An 18,238-nucleotide genomic window follows, 5' to 3' on the forward strand; every position below is an offset into this window, starting at 1 on the left:
GGTGTTAACAAGGGGCCCTTCCAATGCACGAGGCGTTAATAGGGGGCCCTTCCTTACACGTGGGCCACATGGGGTGGGGGTTCGGGGTGTGGGCGGGCCACGCCCCGTACGGCGTACCCGGCGCGGACAATGGCGGCACGAGGTAGGGCAAGATGGCGCCACGGCCCCGGCACACCGTCGTGGCGGGCCCAGGGGAGGGTGGAACAGTGGCTGACGTGCTGTGGACGCCGCCGGCGGACGTGCGGGAGCGGTCCCGGATCGGTGACTACCTGCGCTGGCTGGCCGAGCACCGCGGGCTGGAGTTCGCCGGCTACGACGCGCTGTGGCAGTGGTCGGTGACCGACCTGGACGCGTTCTGGCGCTCGATCTGGGACTACTTCGACGTGGTCGCGCACACCCCGCCGACCGCCACCCTCACCGACCGGGCCATGCCGGGCACCCGCTGGTTCCCCGGCGCGACGCTCAACTACGCCGAGAACGTGCTGCGCATGCCGGGGCTGGGCGACGACGACCCGGCGGTGATCGCGCACGGTCAGACCCGCGCGCCGGAGACGCTCAGCGCGGCCGAGCTGCGCGAGCGGGTGCGCCGGGTGGCCGCCGGGCTGCGCCGCCTCGGTGTCGGGCCGGGCGACCGGGTGGCCGCGTACGCGCCGAACATCCCGGAGACGTACGTCCTGCTGCTCGCCACCGCCAGCCTCGGCGCGATCTTCTCCTCCTGCGCGCCCGAGTTCGGCACCCGCAGCGTCACCGACCGCTGGCAGCAGATCGAGCCCACGGTGCTGGTCGCCGTCGACGGCTACCGGTACGGCGACAAGCCGGTCGACAGGCGCGCCGAGGTGGCCGCGATCCGGGCCGCGCTGCCGTCGCTGCGGCACACGGTCGCCATCGCGTACCTCGATCCGGACGGCCCGGCCCCCGACGGTGCGCTGCCGTGGGCAGAGCTGGCGGCGCCGACCGACGAGCCGTTGGCGTTCACGCCGGTGGCCTTCGACCATCCGCTCTACGTGCTCTACTCCTCCGGCACCACCGGGCTGCCCAAGCCGATCGTGCACGGCCACGGCGGCATCCTGCTGGAACACCTCAAGATGCTGGCGCTGCACCACGACCTGGGTCCGTCCGACCGGTTCCTGTGGTTCACCACGACCGGCTGGATGATGTGGAACTTCCTGGTCTCCGGCCCGGCGGTGGGCGCGGCGATCGTGCTGTTCGACGGCAACCCGGGCCACCCCGACCTGGGCGCGCTGTGGCGGCTGGCCGCCGACACCGGCACCACGTACTTTGGCACGTCCGCGCCGTTCCTGCTGGCCTGCCGCAAGGCCGGGCTGGTGCCGCGCGAGGTCGCCGACATGTCCGCGGTGCGCGGCCTCGGCTCGACCGGCGCGCCGCTGCCGGCCGAGGGCTTCACCTGGGTGTACGAGAACGTGAGCGACCGCCTCCAGCTCCAGTCGCTGTCCGGCGGCACGGACGTGTGCACCGGGTTCGTCGGCGGTGTGCCGCTGCTGCCGGTCTACGCCGGGGAGATCGGCTGCCGGGCGCTCGGCGCGAAGGTGGAGGCCCGCTCCGCCGACGGCAGCGCCGTGATCGGGCAGCTCGGCGAGCTGGTGATCACCGCGCCGATGCCGAGCATGCCGGTCGGGTTCTGGAACGACCCGGACGGTGCCCGCTACCGGGAGGCGTACTTCGAGGTCTATCCCGGCGTGTGGCGCCACGGCGACTGGATCACCGTGAACGAGCGCGGCGGGTGCGTGATCACCGGCCGCTCCGACGCCACGCTCAACCGGGGCGGCGTGCGCCTCGGCACCGCCGAGTTCTACTCCGTGGTCGAGGGGCTGGACGAGGTGGTCGACTCGGTGGTCGTGCACCTGGAGGACGACGAGGGCGGCGCGGGTGAGCTGCTGCTGTTCGTGGTGCTGGCCGAGGGCCTGGAACTCGACGACGAGATGCGGCGCAAGATCTGCCGGGAGCTGCGTACCGCCCTGTCGCCGCGGCACGTGCCGGACGAGATCCACCAGGTCCGGGCCGTGCCCCGCACGCTGAGCGCGAAGAAGCTGGAGGTGCCGGTCAAGAAGATCCTGACGGGCACCCCGATCGACAGCGCGGCGGCCAAGGGCGCCCTGGCCAACCCCGAGTCCCTGACGGCGTTCGCCGCCCTGGCCCAGCGCCGGACCACCACCGACAGCCCCGTCTCCCCCCGCTGATCCTGCACGCCGCCCCGACGACTTGCCCGTTGATCTTGCATTTTCTGAAACTGCAAGATCAACGCGGGGGGAGGGGGCGGGGTCAGGTCAGGGTGTGGGTGGTCTTCTCGGTTTCGGCGCGGGCGGGCAGGCGGGTCGGGTCGGGGTGGGCGCACGCGACCACGCTGGCGCCCGCGGTCAGCGGGGTGAGCAGCCAGTCGACCGGGTCGGGGTGGGTGGTCACGTCGACCAGGAGGCGGTCGCCTCTACCCAGGCCCAGCTCGGTGGCGCGAGCCTGTGCGCGGGCCAGCAGTGCCGCGTCCGCCTCGCCGCCGGCCGGGTACGGCGTGAAGTGGTCGCCGTGTCCGCGTACCGCCGCCACGAAGTCGGTGCAGCCCGCCGGCACCTGCCGCATCGGCAGCGCGAACGGGTCGAGCGCCAGCGCGTACCGCTCGCCGGCCGGCCACCCGGCCGCCTCGTCGACCCGGTCGACGGCCACGAACAGCGCCTCCACCGGGCCCGGCGTGCCGGCCACTGTCAGCTTCGCCGACCAGCAGCCGAGCAGCACTGCGGCGGTCTGCCAGTGCGGCGGCAGCAGCACCCCGGCCGTGTCGCCGGGCGCGGCGCCGACCTCGTCGGTGAGCAGGTTCGCGGTCTTCGCCACCCAGTTCGCGAGCGTCGCCCCGGAGAGTTCGGTGCGTTCGCCGGTGGTGTCGTCGTACCAGGTCAGCAGCGGCCGGGTGGGGTCGGTCGCGATCGCGTCGGCGAACACCCGGGCAATGTTGTCGGCCATCGGCGCGAACGATACGCGCCCCGCGTGCGTACTCGATGACAGCGACAAGTCGGCGTACCGTCGGGTCGCGGTCAGCGCCTCGCGCCCGGCCCGGCGTAGGCTTGCCGAGAGTGTTGTTCCCCACAACCGCGCCACCTGAGGAGTCGCCCCGTGACCGCCGGTCGCCCGCCCCGCGTTCTCATCGACGCCACGAGTGTCCCCGCCGACCGTGGCGGCGTCGGTAGATACGTCGACGGACTGCTCGGCGCGCTGGGCCGGGTCTGCGGCACCAGTGTCGACCTGGCCGTGGTCAGCCTCCGCACCGACCTGGAGCGCTACACCCGGATGCTGCCCGGCGCGGAGGTGATCCCCGCCCCGGCGGCGGTCGCGCACCGGCCGGCGCGGCTGGCCTGGGAGCAGACCGGCCTGCCGCTGCTGGCCCAGCAGGTCGGCGCCGAGGTGCTGCACTCGCCGTTCTACACCTGCCCGCTGCGGGCCGGCTGCCCGGTGACCGTCACAGTGCACGACGCGACGTTCTTCACCGAGCCGGAGCACTACGACAAGTCGCGCCGGACGTTCTTCCGCAGCGCGATCAAGACGTCGCTGCGCCGGGCCAGCCGGGTGATCGTGCCGAGCAAGGCGACCCGCGACGAGCTGATCCGGCTGCTGGACGCCGACCCGACCCGGATCGACGTCGCCTACCACGGCGTCGACCAGGACGCGTTCCACGCGCCCGGTGACGAGGAGAAGGCACGTGTCCGGGCCCGCCTGGGGCTGGGCGACAGCAGCTACATCGCGTTCCTCGGGGCCAAGGAGCCGCGCAAGAACGTACCCAACCTGATCCGCGGCTGGGCCCGGGCGGTGGCCGACCGGCCGAACCCGCCCGCGCTGGTGGTGGCCGGCGGCCAGGGGCACGACGACGACATCGACCGCGCGGTGGCCGAGGTCCCGTCGCACCTGCGGCTGCTGCGCCCGGGTTACCTGCGCTACGCCGACCTGCCCGGCTTCCTCGGCGGCGCGCTGGTGGCGGCGTACCCCTCCTACGGCGAGGGCTTCGGCCTGCCGATCCTGGAGGCGATGGCGTGCGCCGCCCCGGTGCTCACCACGCCGCGCCTGTCCCTGCCCGAGGTGGGCGGCGACGCGGTGGCCTACACCAGCGAGGACCCGGACCAGATCGCCACCGACCTGGGCGCCCTGCTGGACGACGAGCAGCGGCGGCTTTCCCTGGCCAAGGCCGGTTTCGACAGGGCCAAGGAGTTCACCTGGGAGTCCAGCGCGGAGGTCCACATCGCGGCGTGGCGACGGGCCCGGTCCTGAGCGACGGCTGCCGGTCCCGGGCGACCGACCGTGACGGCTCGCCCGCTTCGGGCATGATGTGCTGATGTTCTACGCCGTCATCCCGGCGGGCGGCAGCGGCACGAGGTTGTGGCCGTTGTCCCGTGCCGGCCATCCCAAATTCCTCCACCCGCTGACCGGCACCGCCGCCTCGCTGTTGCAGGCCACTGTCGACCGGTTGTCGCCGCTGACCACTCCGGAGCGCACGCTCGTGGTCACCGGGGCCGCGCACGCCGCGGCGGTGGCTCGGCAACTGGCTGGCCTGCCGGAGGAGAACATCCTGGTCGAGCCGTCGCCGCGCGACTCCTGCGCCGCGATCGCGCTGGCCGCCGCGGTGATCGCCAGCCGGACCCCGGACGCGGTGATGGGCTCGTTCGCCGCCGACCACCTGATCGGCGACCCGGCCCGGCTGGCCGAGGTGGTACGGCAGGCCATCCGCGGCGCGGAGCAGGGGCTGCTGATGACTGTGGGCATCACCCCGACGCGTCCGGAGACCGGCTACGGCTACCTGGAGACCGGCGAGCCGGTCGGGGACGGCCCGCTGCGCCCGGTACGCGAGTTCAAGGAGAAGCCGGCCGCCGAGGTGGCCGAGGTGTACGTCCGCTCCGGCCGGCACCTCTGGAACGCCAGCATGTTCGTCTGGCGGGTGGACGTCTTCCTGGCCGAGCTGGCCCGCCAGCAGCCGGAACTGCACGCCGGGATCACCGCCATCGCGGCGGCCTGGGGCACCCCGGAGCAGGACGACGTGCTCGGCCGGATCTGGCCGACGCTGCCCCGGATCTCGGTCGACTACGCGGTGATGGAGGGCGCGGCCACGGCCGGCCGGGTGGGTACGGTGCCCGGCGACTTCGGCTGGAACGACGTGGGTGACTTCCACACGCTCGGCGAGGTGCTGCCCACCGACGGCGCCGGCAACGTGGTGCTGGGCGGGGACGCGAAGCCGGGCGTGCTGCTGCACGACACCACAGGCACAGTGGTGGTGCCGCACTCCGGGCGGCTCGTGGCCACCGTCGGGGTGCACGACCTGATCGTCGTGGACACCCCGGACGCGCTGCTGGTGTGCCCGCGCGACCGCGCGCAGGACGTGAAGAGGATCGTGGACGAGCTGAAGGAACGCGGCGAGGAGGGCCTGGTCTGATCCGCCGGGCCGCCGGGGCGGCGACGCGTCCGGCGGCGCGGCGTGGTATCGCCGCTCAGCCGCCGGAGTGGCGGGCCAGCACCGCGAGCGCCGGCGGCACGAGCTGGGCCGTGGCGTGGGCGAGTGGCTCGGGCAGCCGGTCCGGCGGGAACCAGCCGAGCGCCTCGGACTCCGCGCTGACCCGCTCGACCGCCCCCACCGGGGCCAGGGCGGCGTACCGGACGTCGTAGTGGAACGACCCGCCCTGGCAGGTGACCTGGTGGATGTCCACGTCGATCGGCTCCGGCTCGACGGTCAGGCCGGTGATGCCGGACTCCTCGGTCGCCTCGCGCAGCGCGGCGGCCACGAGCGTCCGGTCGCCGGGCTCGCAGTGCCCGCCGAGCTGCATCCACCTGCGGACCTTGCCGTGCAGGCAGAGCAGCACCCGGCCGTCCGGGTCGAGCACCAGCGCGCTCGCCGTGACGTGCCCGGCCCGGTGCGTCCGGCCCATCGCCGCCGGCCCGTCGGCCAGCAGCGCCAGGGTCCGGTCCCGGGCGGCGCCGGCGGCGGGGCTGGTCGGCGTCCAGCGGCTCAGCGTCGCGACGGCGTCGGCGTGCAACTCGGTGTACGGGATGAGATCGGGCACCCGGACACTCTACGAGCGCGCCCTCCGTACCCTGGCGCGGTGACCCTGCGACTCGTTGAGTTCCTGGTGGCCGGCAACGAGGCGAGCGACCTCCTGCCGGTGCGGTCGGCCGCGCTGCTGCGGGCGCACGGCGCGCGCCGCGGCTTCTGGACGGTGCTGGACGAGGGGCCGGTCGAGCAGTGTCTGGCGCTGCTGCTGGAACGCGACGACGGCCACTGGGTGGCGCACCACGTACCTGCCGATGCCGGCCGCGAGAACGGCCGCACCGAGGACGGCGAGGCGCTCGCCCACCACGACGGCTGGGTGTACGTCTTCGGCTCGCACTTCGGGTCCAAGGGCGGCCCGCTGCGGCCCCGCCGTGCGTTCGTGGCCCGGTTCCGGGAGGACGACGCCGTGGCCGGGCCGCTGCCGGTGCGCGTGGTGCGCAACCGCTTCCGGCTGCACCGGGCGATGAACGACGCGCTCGCCGCCGCCCCGCTGACGCTGCTGCCGGCCGGTGACCGGGTCCGGGAGCGGTTCATCGTGGAGACGCTGGCCCGGGGCACCGCCCGCGCCAAGAGCTGGGTGACCCGGCTCGCCGCGGACGACCTGCCGGTCAACGTCGAGGCGGCGGCGTTCACCCCGGCCGGTACGGCGCTGCTGGGGCTGCGTTTCCCGGTGACCGCCGAGGGGGAGCCGGTCTACGTCGAGCTGGCCGGCGTACCGGAGATGTTCGACGACCCGGAGCGGCCGGGTGACCTGCTGGGGCTCGGGGCGTACGCGCTGACCGGTGTGACGCCGCCCGGTGCGCTCGCCGGCTTCCGCGCGATCACCCCGACCGGCGACGGCGGTTACGCGGCGGTGACCGGGTCGATCGACGCGCTGGGCAAGGGGTCGGTGCTGCTGGACGACCATCCGCACGGCGGTGAGGTGACCTCCCGGCACGTGCGGTTCCGGCACGACGCGGGCGGGGGCGCCCTGGTGGCCGGGGAGGTGGTGGCGGAGCTGGCGCCGTTCCATCACGTGGAGGGGCTGGCCGAGCTGGCGGGACGCTGCTACTACGTCACCGACGAGGACCACCGGGTGGCGCTCTGGATCGGATGAGCGAGGGCCGGGCGGCACCCCTGCGACTGATGTCGCAGACCCTCGTGGTGCCGCCCGGCCACGCCCGTCAGCCGGCGTCCGGGTCGATGTTGCGCCCCGGCGTCGGCGGGCAACAGAGAGTTTGCCGAACCGGCCCGCCCAGCGTCGAGGTCTTTCACCTGACGCTTAAAGATGGAGATTAGTACCGGCGGGTACAGTGCGAGGTGTGGCGGGCACCCCCGCCGTCCGCACGGGAGCAGCAACCCATGTTGAAGATCATTTTCTCGGGCGAGGACGTTCTGCGGACCCGGGTCGCCCCGGCCGCGGACCCGCTCTGGGAACTGGTCCTCAGCCTGCACCTGCTCCAGGGGCGCAGCCGGGATCCGATGATGACCACGTGGCGGCGCACGGTGGCGCACGGCCTGCGGACCGACACCGACGCCGAGCAGTACCGCCTGCTGCTCGCGCTCAACCCGCCGCGCGGCTACTTCCCCGACTTCCTCACCCCGTTCGCCAGCCGGGAGGGCTTCCAGGCCGGGCTGGAAGCGGTCCGGGGCACCTCTGTGGACATGCTGCGCCGCGACCTGACGCTGCTCGCCGGGGAGACCACGCTGCCGTCGACGGCCACCTCGCTCGCCCGTGGCGAGCCGGACACGCTGCACCACCTCACCGACGCCATGGCGCGGTACCAGTCGCTGGCGGTCGCGCCCTACTGGTCCCGCGTGCAGGCGGCGGTCGAGGCGGACCGGGCCCGGCGTGCGCGCGCCATGCTCGACGGCGGCGCCGAAGGGCTGCTGGCCAGCCTGCGGCCGAACATGCGCTGGGTGTCGGGTGTGCTGGAGGTGCTCGACTACCCGGACACCCGGGAGCTGCACCTGGACGGCCGGGGGCTGCTGCTCGTCCCGTCGTTCTTCTGCTCGCGTACCCCGGTGGCGCTGGTCGACCCGACGTTGCCCCCGGTGCTGGTCTACCCGGTCGACCGGCTCGCCGGCCTGACGCCCGCGTCCGGCGCCGCCGCGTCGCCGCAGGGCGAGGCGCTCGCCGCCCTGCTCGGCCGTACCCGCTCCCGGGTGCTCCAGGCCGCCGACGAGGGCTGCACCACCGGCGAGATGGCCCGCCGGCTGCGCATCTCCGCCGCCGCGGCGAGCCAGCACACCACCGTGCTGCGCAACGCGGGACTGCTGGTCAGCCGGCGTGACCGCAACACCGTCCTGCACACGCTCACACCGCTGGGCCGGGCCGTCCTCGACGCCTGAACCCCGTCGGACCGGCGGGCCGGGTCAGAGCGCCAGCGTGGCGCTCGCGGTGCTGCCGGACGGGGGCGGGAGCAACGTCGAGTCGACGCCCTCGGCGGCCAGCGCGGCGCGCAGGCGTTGCAGGTCCGCGCCGAACCGGACCAGGTCCGCCGGGCCGAGGGGGGCGGACGCCGCGCCGAGCAGCAGGCCGGTGGCCGAGGCGGGCCAACCGGGCACTGTGGCGGCGAGTCCGGCGCGTACCTCGTCGTCGGTGACGTGGGTGAAGACAGTGCCCGGCGCGACCACGTCGGCCACCGCGTCGATCGCCCGCCGCACCGCGGCCGGATCGGCGGGCTCGGGGCCGATCCGGTCCGCGAGCGTCGCCGCCGCCCGCAGACCGGCGGCGCGCGCCTCGGCCGTACCGAGCGAGAACAGATCCATCGAGGCGTCGCGCACGAGCGTACGGGCGCCCTCGTCGTCGTCCCGGGTCGCGGCGAGATAACCCCGGACCACCGCCACCGGTACCTGGTCGCACTTGCCCTTGATCAGCTCACCGGCGGCGGCGAGTTCGTCGACCACAGCCATCTGGGTGACGAACAGCTCGTTGCCGTACGGGTCGACCTCGCCCCGGTGGTCGCGGATCGCCGGCATGCCGGCCACCCCGAGCGCCACGTCGGTGAGCCCGTTGCGCCACGGGCGTCCCATCGTGTCGCTGACGATCACTGCGACGTCGAGGCCGTACCGGTCGCGCAACGCGGCGCGCAGCGTCCGGGCGGACGCGTCCGGGTCGACAGGCAGCAGCACCAGCCTGGTCTTGTCCACGTTCGAGGCGTCGATGCCGGCGGAGGCCATCACGAACCCGTGGTGGGTCTGCACGATCCGGGTCGCGCCCCGGGTCGCCACCACCCGGGCGGTCTCCCCGGCCAGGATCCGGTCCCGCTCGGCGAGCCGTTCCGGGCCGTCGGCCGGCACGTCGACCAGCCGGCCCTCCGCCTTCGACACGATCTTGCTGGTGACCACCAGGACGTCGTGGTCGCGCAGCCAGGGCGCCGCACCGGTGATCAGCGCCGCCAGGTCGTCGCCCTCGGTCACGTCACCGATACCTGGCACCGGCAGGATCTCCAGCCTCACATCAACTCCAGCGCGGCGCGCACCATCGCGGCGGTCGCCGCCTCGTCGGTCATCCGCAGCGGCGCCGCGCGGACGGTCACGTCCGGCACCACGGCGCCCTCGTCCTCCGGCGCGACCAGCCAGCCGTCGAGCAGCCCGCCCGCCGGCCGGGCGCCGTAGAGGCCGCCCACGCCGGCCGCGCTGCACTCCACGCCGAGCACGGCGAGGCAGCGGTCGGCCATGCCGCGTACCGGCGCACCGCCGATGATCGGCGACACCCCGACCACCGGGGCCGGGCCGCCGGCCACCGCGTCGCGCAGGCCGGGCACCGCCAGCACCGGGGCGATGCTCACCACCGGGTTGCTCGGCGCGATCAGAACCACGTCCGCGGCGGCGATCGCCTCGACCACGCCGGGCGCGGGCTTCGCCGCGTCCGCGCCGACGAAGACGAACCGGTCGGTGGGTACGCCGGCCCGATACCGCACCCACCACTCCTGGAAGTGGATCGCCCGGCGGCCCTGCTCGTCGGTGACGACCGCATGGGTCTCCAGGCGGTCGTCGGTGGCGGGCAGCAGCCGTACGCCCGGCTGCCAGCGGGCCGCCAGTGCCTCGGTGACCTGGGACAGCGGATAGCCGGCGTTGATCATCTGGGTGCGCACCAGGTGGGTGGCGACGTCCTTGTCGCCCAGGCCGAACCAGCTCGGCTCCGCGCCGTACGCGGCCAGTTCGTTCTTCACCGTCCAGGTCTCGCCCGCCCGGCCCCAGCCCCGCTCCGGGTCGGCGCCGCCGCCGAGCGTGTAGAGCACGCTGTCCAGGTCGGGGCAGACCTTCAGCCCGTGCAGCAGCAGATCGTCGCCGACGTTGACCACTGCTGTCACCTCGGCGCCCACCTCCCGGGCGTACGCCCGCACGCCGAGCAGGAAACGGGCGCCCCCGATGCCGCCGGTCAGTACCACGATGCGCATGGCGTCCATCCTTCCGCACGCGCCGCCGTCGATCGTCCGGTGGCCGGAGAGACTACGCTCACTCCGGCAACTGTCCGCTTTCGTCCCCTGGGGGAGTCCGTGACCAGCCCCGCCGAGCCCGCGTCCGGCGACGCCGCGCAGGCCAGCCAGTTGATCAAGCCACTGCGCGAACTGGCCGCGCTCGTCCTTCTCGGCGCCAACGCCGTGCTGCTCTTCGTCGGCCTGCTGCGCCTGCTACCGGTCGACGACTACAGCACGTTCACCGGCCGGGCCGGGAGTACGTATTTCACATTCGTCGGCCTGGAGTCGACAGTCCTGCCGGTGCTCGCCGTGCTGATCGCCACAGTGATCCTCCCGGTCGTGCCGAGGGCCAAGCTGATCACGCAGGTGGCGCTCGTCGAGTACGCCGTGTCCGCCGTGTTCGGCGCGCTGACGTTCCTGATCTGGCTGGTCGGCCGGCTCGCCGACGGCGAGGTGCTGGACGCCTTCCTCGGCCTGCTGACCCGCGCGGCGTGGCTGGCGATCTTCGCGGTAGCCGCGTTCGTGGTGTTCAAGATCTGGCGCACGCTCTACTACGTGCCGAAGCCCAAGCCGCAGCCGGGCGTGTACGGCCAGGCCCAGCCCGGCTGGCCGCAGCAGCCGGGTCAGCCCGGCGGCTACCCCGGTCCGGGCGGCTACCCGCAGCAGCTCGGCCAGGGCTACCCGCAGGCCGGCTCGCCCCCGCCCGGCTGGCCGCAGCAGCCCGGCCCGTACGGCCAGCCGCAGTCGGCGCCGCCGTTCAACACCGCCCCGCCGCACGCTCCGCAGTCCGGCCCGTCCGCCGACCCGCAGTCCGGCGTCCCGTACGCCGGCCCGCAGTACGGCTCGCCGCAGCCCGCGCCGCCGTTCGGCCAGCCGCCGTCGGCCGACCCGACGCAGGCGATCCCGCGCCAGTCCGCCGAGCCGGGGGCGCCGTCGCCGGCCGCCGACGACGAGCGCACCCAGCGGTTCGACCGCGAGGACCCGAACCAGCCTCGCTGAGCCCCGGGGGCGGCGGGCGACGGAGCATCGTCGCCCGCCGCCACCAGCCACCAGCCGCCACCGTCTCGCCCGCCGCTGTGCGGCGGATCACCCGGCTCGTCCCGGGTGCCCGGACCGCAGCCGGGGGTGGGCGTCCGGCCGTCCGGCAGCGCTTAGGCTGGGCGGATGGTTGATCGCAGCGACCCCGAACCGACCGAGGCGAGCATCCGGCGGGCGCTGGGGCGGGCCGCCGCCGGCCGGGCGCTCGACGCCGGCGAGGCGGGCGCGCTGCTCGCCGCTCGCGGGCCGGTGCTCGACGAGCTGCTCCGGGTCGCCTCCGACATCCGCGACGCCGGGCTGCGCGACGCCGGGCGGCCGGGCGTGGTGACGTACTCGAAGAAGGTCTTCGTCCCGCTGACCCGGCTCTGCCGGGACCGCTGCCACTACTGCACGTTCGCCACCGTGCCGCACCGGCTGCCCGCCGCCTACCTGGAACGCGACGAGGTGCTGGCGATCGCCCGCGCGGGCGCCGCGCAGGGCTGCAAGGAGGCGCTGTTCACGCTCGGCGACCGGCCGGAGGAGCGGTGGCCTGCGGCCCGCCGGTGGCTGGACGAGCGGGGGTACGACTCGACGCTGGACTACCTGCGCGCCTGCGCGGTGGCGGTGCTGGAGGAGACCGGCCTGCTGCCCCACCTCAATCCGGGCGTACTCACCTGGTCGGAGTTGCAGCGGCTCAAGCCGGTCGCGCCGAGCATGGGCATGATGCTGGAGACCACAGCCACCCGGCTCTGGTCCGAACCGGGCGGCCCGCACTTCGGCTCGCCGGACAAGGAACCGGCGGTACGTCTGCGGGTGCTCGACGACGCCGGCCGGGTCGGGGTGCCGTTCACCACCGGAATCCTGATCGGCATCGGCGAGAACCGGGCCGAGCGGGTGGACGCGATCTTCGCGATCCGCCGGGCGATGCGGGAGTACGGCCACCTCCAGGAGGTGATCGTGCAGAACTTCCGCGCCAAGCCGGACACCGCGATGCGCGGCATGCCCGACGCGGAGCTGCACGACCTGGCCGCCACAGTGGCGGTGGCCCGGGTGCTGCTCGGCCCGAAGGCCCGTATCCAGGCCCCGCCGAACCTCATCGCGGGCGAGTACGACCTGCTGCTGCGCGCCGGCATCGACGACTGGGGCGGCGTATCCCCGGTCACGCCCGACCACGTCAACCCGGAGCGGCCCTGGCCGCACCTGGACGAGCTGGCGGCGCGTACCGCGAGTGCCGGGTTCACGCTGCGCGAGCGGCTGACCGTCTACCCGGAGTACGTCCGGGCGGGCGGGCCGTGGCTTGATCCGCGCCTGCTGCCGCACGTCACAGCGCTCGCCGACCCGGCCACCGGGCTCGCGGTCGAGGCGGCCCGCCCGGTGGGACGGCCCTGGCAGGAGCCGGAGTCGGGCTACGGCGGCCGGACCGACCTGCACGTCACCATCGACGTCACCGGCCGGACCGACGACCGGCGGGGCGACTTCGACAGCGTGTACGGCGACTGGGCCGAGGTGGCCGGCAAGGTGGCGCCGGAGGCGCGCGCCGGCGTACCCCTGGGTGGTGGCGCGGACGCCGACCTGCGCGCGGGCCTGCGGCTGGCCGCTGACGACCCGGCCGCGCTGCTGACGCCGGCGCACGAGGCGAAGGCGCTGGCGCTGTTCGGCGCGGACGGCCCGGCGCTGGAGGAGCTGTGCCGGCTGGCCGACGACGCGCGCCGGGACGCGGTCGGCGACGACGTGACCTACGTGGTCAATCGCAACATCAATTTCACGAACGTCTGTTACGTGGGCTGCCGGTTCTGCGCGTTCGCCCAGCGGGAGAGCGACGCCGACGCGTTCCGGCTCTCGCTCTCGCAGGTCGCCGACCGGGCCGAGGAGGCGTGGACGGCGGGCGCCACCGAAGTGTGCCTCCAGGGCGGCATCGACCCGAAGATGCCGGTGACCGGCTACGCCGACATCGTCCGCGCGATCAAGGCGCGGGTGCCGGACATGCACGTGCACGCGTTCTCCCCGATGGAGATCGTCACCGCCGCCGCGAAGGCCGGCGTGCCGGTGCGGGAGTGGCTGCTCCAGCTCCGCGAGGCCGGACTGGACACCATTCCGGGCACCGCCGCCGAGATCCTCGACGACGACGTGCGCTGGGTGCTCACCAAGGGCAAACTGCCGGCCGCCGCCTGGGTCGAGGTGGTGAGCACGGCGCACGAGCTGGGCATCCGGTCCAGCTCCACGATGATGTACGGCCACGTGGACCACCCGGGCCAGTGGCTCGCCCACTTCCGGGTGCTGGCCGGCGTGCAGGACCGTACCGGCGGGTTCACCGAGTTCGTGGCGCTGCCGTTCGTGCACACCAACGCGCCGATCTATCTGGCCGGCATCGCCCGCCCGGGACCGACATGGCGGGAGAACCGGGCGGTGCACGCGATGGCCCGGCTGCTGCTGCACGGCCGGATCGACAACATCCAGTGCTCCTGGGTGAAGCTCGGCGACGCCGGGACCGTGGAGATGCTGCGCGGCGGCTGCAACGACCTGGGCGGCACGCTGATGGAGGAGACGATCTCCCGGATGGCTGGCTCGGGCAACGGCTCGGCCCGTACCGAGGAGCAGTTGCGGGCCATCGCCACCGCCGCCGGACGGCCGTTCCGCAAGCGGACGACCGCGTACGGTCACGCCCGCGCCTGAGGTCGAACCTTTCCCCGCCGCGCGCCGTACCTGTGGATGCCGGCGGCGGTCTCGGCGAGGACCGCCGCCGGTGATCCCGAACCGGGGCCCGGCGGTGTCCGGGCGCCCGGCCCGCTGCGGCGCTGCGGCGCCGGTCCGGAAAGGTTGCCGATGAGCACTGACGAGACCACCGACGCGCCGAAACGGCGGACCTGGCCGCGATTGACCCGCAGGCAGACGCTCACCGCCGCGGCGAGCGCCACACTGGGTGCCGCCGCCCTCACCGTGCCGGGCCTGTCCGCCGCCCAGAACGCCCCCACGGCGAGCCGGCGCGACGAGCCGATCGTGGTCCACCTCCGCGACGCCGCCACCGGCGTCATGGACGTCTTCGTCGGCACCACCCGGGTCGAGGTACGCGACCGCGGCCTGGCCGACCGCCTGGTGCGCGCCGCCGGCCGGCGCTGATCCCACCCTCCACCGGCGCGACCGCCCGGCGCCGGTTCCGACTTCCGTTCCCCCGACGAAGGTGCGTCCGCCATGTCCTCTCACCGCGAGGCCCCGGAGATCGCCAAGGATCCGGTCGCCGACAGTTCCGACCTGTACGCGTTCGTCACGCCGAGCCAGCCGGACACGGTCACGTTGATCGCCAACTACGTGCCGGTGCAGCTTCCGTCCGGCGGCCCGAACTTCTTCGAGTTCGGTGACGACGTCCGGTACGAGATCCACATCGACAACGACGGCGACGGTCATCCGGACGTCACCTATCGTTTCGAATTCACTACCGAGATCACGAACCAGAACAGTTTTCTCTACAACACGGGGCCGATCGAGTCGCTGGAGAGCAAGAACTGGAACCGGCGGCAGTTCTACCGGCTGACCCGGATCGCCGACGGCCGCACGCGTGTGCTGGCGCACAAACTGCCCTGCCCGCCGTGCAACGTCGGGCCGCTGTCCACGCCGGACTACCAGAACCTGGTCCGGCAGGCGACGTTCAAGCTGTCCACAGGTGAGAAGGTGTTCGCCGGGCAGCGGGCCGACGGTTTCTTCGTCGACCTGGGCGCGGTGTTCGAGCTGGGTACGCTGCGGCCGTTTCAACAGCTGCACGTCGCCGGCAGGAAGCTGTTCCGGGACGAGGGCGAGCCGGTGAACGCGCTGGACCGGCTCAACGTCCACAGTCTCGCCGTGCAGGTGCCGCTCAGCCAGATACGCCGCAGGGCGGCCCGCTACGGCTACGCCGACCGCGCCTCGACCATCGGGGTCTGGACCAGCGCGTCCCGCCAGCAGGTGCGGGTGCTGGGTGACCGGGTGGCCGCTGATACCGCCGCCGGACCCTTCACCCAGGTGTCGCGGCTCGGTAACCCGTTGTTCAACGAGGTCATCGTGCCGATGTCCAGGAAGGACGTCTGGAACACGCTGCCGCCGTCGGAGGACAAGCGGTTCGCCGGGTTCGTCGAGCGGCCCGAGCTGGCCGCGCTGCTGCCGGCGCTCTACCCGGGTGTGTTCCCTGGTCTGGACGCGCTCAACAAGTCCGAGAAGCCGCGCGCCGACCTGGTGGCGATCCTGCTCACCGGCGTCCCGGCCGGACTGATCGACGGCTTCGCCAACACCACCGGTGACGTCCAGGCGGACATGCTGCGGCTGAACACGGCGATCCGGCCCAGCCGCGAACCGGACCGGTTCGGCGTGCTCGGCGGCGACCTGGCCGGCTTCCCCAACGGCCGCCGTGTCGGCGACGACGTGGTGACGATCGCGCTGCGTGCCATCGCCGGGCTGACCGTGCCGCTGGTCGACAAGACGTTCCGGCCGGACGCCGCCGCGGCGGCGGTGACACCGGGTCTGAGCGCGGCCGACGTGACAGCGCCGTTCCTGGCCGACTTTCCGTTCCTCGGCACGCCGTACGACGGGTTCGGCAACCCGCAGGCGAAGAAGTCCTGACGGGAGCCGGCGGATGTCACACCATCACGACCTCGGCCCGTCGGAGGTCGGCAGCGTCGTGCTCGACCTGGGCGGCGACCGGGGCGCACTGATCATCCACACCGGGCGGGACCTGCACGGCCGGGAGATCGAGATCAGCCGCGTGGACCTCGACGGCCCGCGGACCCACTCCGCCGTACGCGAGCGGCACGTCCGGGACGGGGTGTTCCACAGTGCGGTCTACCCGGATCTGGAGGCGGGTGTGTATACCGTCTGGTGGGACGAGAGTACGTCGGCCGGCGCGATCCCGGTCACCGGTGGGTCGATCGCCGAATTCGTCTGGCCCACCAGCTCACCAGCCTGCTTGGACTGACCGGTCAGTCGCGCCGGAACCCGCGCCCTGCCCACATGATGGACGGGGCGCGGTCGGCGTTGGACGGCTCGACGGGCGGTACCGCGGGAAGCGGGTTACCCTTTGCCCCACCAATTCTGATCTTGGTACGAGCGGCCGGCGGGGGCGTCCGGCCGGCCTGCCGGAGATGCGCCACGGCAGAAAACTTCCGGCAACTCGCCGGGGAGGGCGTTACTCGTCCGGGGTCTGAATCGATAGGGCAGGTTGCGAGGCTACGGGCGACCGGGGCGGTCGTCACGGACGTGTCGGGAGGGCGACTCCATTATCAAGTTTGGCTTGACGGCGCACGCATTACACGCGTGTAATTTGAATGGGGTTGTTCGCACGGAACGCAACAAATGGTGACCGTACGGACAGGCACGCCTTTCGCGTGGGGGGTTGCAGCGGCGAATGACGCCGGTGCGCGACAAGGAGGCAATCGATGGACGGCCAGCTCGAGGTGGCCGACCTGCTCGGGAACGCGCCGGAGTGGCAGGAGCGAGCGCTCTGCTCGCAGACCGACCCGGAGGCGTTCTTTCCCGAGAAGGGCGGCTCGACCCGCGAGGCGAAGCGCATCTGCTCGCGGTGCGAAGTGAAGACGGAATGCCTGGAGTACGCGCTCGGCCACGACGAGCGGTTCGGAATCTGGGGTGGCCTCTCCGAGCGGGAGCGGCGCAAGCTCAAGCGGCGGGTCGCCGCCTGATCCACGTACGGGTCCACGGGCGGTGGGGGCCGCCCGGACCCGGGTCGTCGTCCGGCCGGCGCGTCCGGCCGGGTGGCGGCGCCTGTCCGGTCGGCCCGGTCAGGCCAGTTCGTCCGGGTCGACCCCGAGCAGATTCGCCACCTGCTCGATGATCACGTCGTGCACCAGGTCGGCGAGGTCCTCGCGGTCCATCGCGCGGAACTCCAGCGGCCGCCGGTAGAGCACGATCCGCGGCGGCACCTCCTGGCGGCCGGGCCGCCCGGGCAGCAGCCGGGCGAGCGGCACCTCGCCGTCCTCCAGCACGTCCGAGTCGTAGACGTTCAGATCCGGCGGGACGTCCTCGACCGCGAACTCCACCCCGGCCAGCTCCTTGGCGAACCGGCGTTCGAGCGTCTCCACCGTGTCGAGCACCAGATCGTCGAAGACCTCGGCCTTCGTCCGCGCCAGCGGCACCGTGGCCGGCACCAGCCGCCCGCGCAGCCCGCGACCGTGCCGGTCACGGTGGGTGCGCCGGCCGGAGCCGGGGCGGCGGTTCTGGGGGCTCGTCATGACGCACAGGGTAGCCCGGGTCGGCGGTCCACCCGCCGTCGCGCGGCCGCCCGGCGTGCCGCTGCGCCGATCGGAGGAATTGTGATCACCATGACGGGCGTGTCGTAACGCGAAGCGGTGCGCCGGACCCGGTAATGGGGATACCCTGCCGCCGTGAGGTCACCACGGCGCTGCTCCCGTAACGGCTGCCCCCGGCAAGCGGTCGCCACATTGACCTATGTCTACAACGAGTCGACGGCGGTGGTGGGCCCGCTCGCGGCGTTCGCCGAACCGCACACGTACGACCTGTGTGAGCCGCACGCCCGCAGCCTGACCGCCCCGCGCGGCTGGGACGTGGTGCGGCACGAGGGCGAGTTCGAGCCGCCGCCGCCCACCACCGACGACCTGGTGGCGCTGGCCGAGGCGGTACGCGAGGCCGCACGCCCGGCCCCACCGCGCCCTCCGGAGGACGAGCCCGCCAAGCCCCAGACCCCCCAGCAGGGCCGCCGGGGCCACCTCCGGGTCATCCCACCCCACCACTGACCCGCCCCGCCGGTCGATCATGAAGTTGACGGCGTTCTCGATCTCCCTGA

At 73.5% G+C, this 18,238-nt stretch carries 17 protein-coding genes; 12 read left to right on the forward strand and 5 right to left on the reverse strand.

Features of this window, described 5'->3' with window-relative positions; all coding sequences use genetic code 11:
- Positions 1 to 206: 206 nt before the first annotated feature.
- On the forward strand, positions 207 to 2,198 hold the full coding sequence (locus O7622_RS08830) for an acetoacetate--CoA ligase (RefSeq protein ID WP_282312785.1): 1,992 nt from the start codon (positions 207 to 209) through the stop codon (positions 2,196 to 2,198).
- A gap of 82 nt (positions 2,199 to 2,280) precedes the next feature.
- On the opposite strand, the gene O7622_RS08835 is transcribed toward O7622_RS08830, so the two are convergent.
- Positions 2,281 to 2,970, reverse strand: a complete 690-nt coding sequence (locus O7622_RS08835) for a TIGR03089 family protein (RefSeq protein WP_282312786.1) — start codon at positions 2,968 to 2,970, stop codon at positions 2,281 to 2,283.
- Positions 2,971 to 3,120: 150 nt separating this feature from the next.
- Here O7622_RS08835 and O7622_RS08840 point away from each other — a divergent pair, with 150 nt between their 5' ends.
- Both O7622_RS08840 and O7622_RS08845 read left to right on the forward strand, forming a co-directional pair.
- Complete coding sequence (locus O7622_RS08840; RefSeq protein WP_282312788.1) at positions 3,121 to 4,266, forward strand: glycosyltransferase family 1 protein; 1,146 nt, start codon at positions 3,121 to 3,123, stop codon at positions 4,264 to 4,266.
- A gap of 64 nt (positions 4,267 to 4,330) precedes the next feature.
- Positions 4,331 to 5,422 (forward strand): sugar phosphate nucleotidyltransferase, encoded by a 1,092-nt coding sequence (locus tag O7622_RS08845; RefSeq protein ID WP_282312790.1) that lies wholly within the window; start codon positions 4,331 to 4,333, stop codon positions 5,420 to 5,422.
- 55 nt (positions 5,423 to 5,477) lie between these two features.
- On the opposite strand, the gene O7622_RS08850 is transcribed toward O7622_RS08845, so the two are convergent.
- Entirely contained in the window at positions 5,478 to 6,047 is a 570-nt protein-coding gene (locus O7622_RS08850; protein ID WP_282312791.1) for an NUDIX domain-containing protein, read from the reverse strand.
- Positions 6,048 to 6,086: 39 nt separating this feature from the next.
- Between O7622_RS08850 and O7622_RS08855 the strand changes: the two genes are divergently transcribed.
- Together O7622_RS08855 and O7622_RS08860 are read left to right on the forward strand one after the other, a co-directional pair.
- The gene (locus O7622_RS08855; RefSeq protein WP_282312792.1) at positions 6,087 to 7,130 is read left to right on the forward strand and encodes a hypothetical protein; all 1,044 of its coding nucleotides are present in this window, start codon (positions 6,087 to 6,089) and stop codon (positions 7,128 to 7,130) included.
- A 245-nt stretch (positions 7,131 to 7,375) separates the two neighbouring features.
- On the forward strand, positions 7,376 to 8,365 hold the full coding sequence (locus tag O7622_RS08860) for a winged helix-turn-helix domain-containing protein (RefSeq protein WP_282312794.1): 990 nt from the start codon (positions 7,376 to 7,378) through the stop codon (positions 8,363 to 8,365).
- A gap of 24 nt (positions 8,366 to 8,389) precedes the next feature.
- On the opposite strand, the gene O7622_RS08865 is transcribed toward O7622_RS08860, so the two are convergent.
- Both O7622_RS08865 and cofD read right to left on the reverse strand, forming a co-directional pair.
- Positions 8,390 to 9,475: a coenzyme F420-0:L-glutamate ligase gene (locus O7622_RS08865; protein ID WP_282312797.1), complete on the reverse strand. Its 1,086-nt coding sequence runs from the start codon at positions 9,473 to 9,475 to the stop codon at positions 8,390 to 8,392.
- The gene (gene cofD, locus O7622_RS08870) at positions 9,472 to 10,419 is read right to left on the reverse strand and encodes a 2-phospho-L-lactate transferase (protein ID WP_282312799.1); all 948 of its coding nucleotides are present in this window, start codon (positions 10,417 to 10,419) and stop codon (positions 9,472 to 9,474) included. The genes O7622_RS08865 and cofD overlap by 4 nt, the downstream gene beginning before the upstream one ends.
- Before the next feature lie 99 nt (positions 10,420 to 10,518).
- On the opposite strand from cofD, the gene O7622_RS08875 reads away from it, so the two are divergent.
- From O7622_RS08875 to O7622_RS08900, 6 genes are all read left to right on the forward strand, one after another.
- The gene (locus O7622_RS08875; RefSeq protein WP_282312800.1) at positions 10,519 to 11,439 is read left to right on the forward strand and encodes a hypothetical protein; all 921 of its coding nucleotides are present in this window, start codon (positions 10,519 to 10,521) and stop codon (positions 11,437 to 11,439) included.
- Positions 11,440 to 11,604: 165 nt separating this feature from the next.
- On the forward strand, positions 11,605 to 14,130 hold the full coding sequence (locus tag O7622_RS08880) for a bifunctional FO biosynthesis protein CofGH (RefSeq protein ID WP_282312801.1): 2,526 nt from the start codon (positions 11,605 to 11,607) through the stop codon (positions 14,128 to 14,130).
- A gap of 150 nt (positions 14,131 to 14,280) precedes the next feature.
- Positions 14,281 to 14,574, forward strand: a complete 294-nt coding sequence (locus tag O7622_RS08885; protein ID WP_071096699.1) for a hypothetical protein — start codon at positions 14,281 to 14,283, stop codon at positions 14,572 to 14,574.
- Between the two features lie 72 nt (positions 14,575 to 14,646).
- Positions 14,647 to 16,044 (forward strand): DUF4331 domain-containing protein, encoded by a 1,398-nt coding sequence (locus O7622_RS08890; protein ID WP_282312803.1) that lies wholly within the window; start codon positions 14,647 to 14,649, stop codon positions 16,042 to 16,044.
- 13 nt (positions 16,045 to 16,057) lie between these two features.
- The gene (locus O7622_RS08895) at positions 16,058 to 16,396 is read left to right on the forward strand and encodes a phospholipase (RefSeq protein ID WP_282312804.1); all 339 of its coding nucleotides are present in this window, start codon (positions 16,058 to 16,060) and stop codon (positions 16,394 to 16,396) included.
- Between the two features lie 460 nt (positions 16,397 to 16,856).
- Entirely contained in the window at positions 16,857 to 17,117 is a 261-nt protein-coding gene (locus O7622_RS08900) for a WhiB family transcriptional regulator (protein WP_013284161.1), read from the forward strand.
- A 99-nt stretch (positions 17,118 to 17,216) separates the two neighbouring features.
- On the opposite strand, the gene O7622_RS08905 is transcribed toward O7622_RS08900, so the two are convergent.
- Complete coding sequence (locus O7622_RS08905; protein WP_018787548.1) at positions 17,217 to 17,666, reverse strand: metallopeptidase family protein; 450 nt, start codon at positions 17,664 to 17,666, stop codon at positions 17,217 to 17,219.
- A gap of 153 nt (positions 17,667 to 17,819) precedes the next feature.
- Between O7622_RS08905 and O7622_RS08910 the strand changes: the two genes are divergently transcribed.
- Positions 17,820 to 18,188 carry a DUF3499 domain-containing protein gene (locus O7622_RS08910; RefSeq protein WP_013284163.1) on the forward strand — a complete coding sequence of 123 codons (369 nt, stop codon included), beginning with the start codon at positions 17,820 to 17,822 and terminating at the stop codon, positions 18,186 to 18,188.
- The last annotated feature ends 50 nt before the right edge of the window (positions 18,189 to 18,238 follow it).

Source organism: Micromonospora sp. WMMD1076 (genome assembly GCF_029581475.1).
Lineage (GTDB): Bacteria > Actinomycetota > Actinomycetes > Mycobacteriales > Micromonosporaceae > Micromonospora > Micromonospora aurantiaca.

What these genes read in the sequence shown, in the direction of transcription:
- O7622_RS08835 (WP_282312786.1), bottom strand. Translation starts at nt 2,970, where the DNA reads ATGGCCGACAACATTGCCCGGGTGTTCGCCGACGCGATCGCGACCGAC.
- O7622_RS08845 (WP_282312790.1), top strand. Translation starts at nt 4,331, where the DNA reads ATGTTCTACGCCGTCATCCCGGCGGGCGGCAGCGGCACGAGGTTGTGG.
- O7622_RS08860 (WP_282312794.1), top strand. Translation starts at nt 7,376, where the DNA reads ATGTTGAAGATCATTTTCTCGGGCGAGGACGTTCTGCGGACCCGGGTC.
- cofD (WP_282312799.1), bottom strand. Translation starts at nt 10,419, where the DNA reads ATGCGCATCGTGGTACTGACCGGCGGCATCGGGGGCGCCCGTTTCCTG.
- O7622_RS08880 (WP_282312801.1), top strand. Translation starts at nt 11,605, where the DNA reads ATGGTTGATCGCAGCGACCCCGAACCGACCGAGGCGAGCATCCGGCGG.
- O7622_RS08885 (WP_071096699.1), top strand. Translation starts at nt 14,281, where the DNA reads ATGAGCACTGACGAGACCACCGACGCGCCGAAACGGCGGACCTGGCCG.
- O7622_RS08890 (WP_282312803.1), top strand. Translation starts at nt 14,647, where the DNA reads ATGTCCTCTCACCGCGAGGCCCCGGAGATCGCCAAGGATCCGGTCGCC.
- O7622_RS08895 (WP_282312804.1), top strand. Translation starts at nt 16,058, where the DNA reads ATGTCACACCATCACGACCTCGGCCCGTCGGAGGTCGGCAGCGTCGTG.
- O7622_RS08900 (WP_013284161.1), top strand. Translation starts at nt 16,857, where the DNA reads ATGGACGGCCAGCTCGAGGTGGCCGACCTGCTCGGGAACGCGCCGGAG.
- O7622_RS08905 (WP_018787548.1), bottom strand. Translation starts at nt 17,666, where the DNA reads ATGACGAGCCCCCAGAACCGCCGCCCCGGCTCCGGCCGGCGCACCCAC.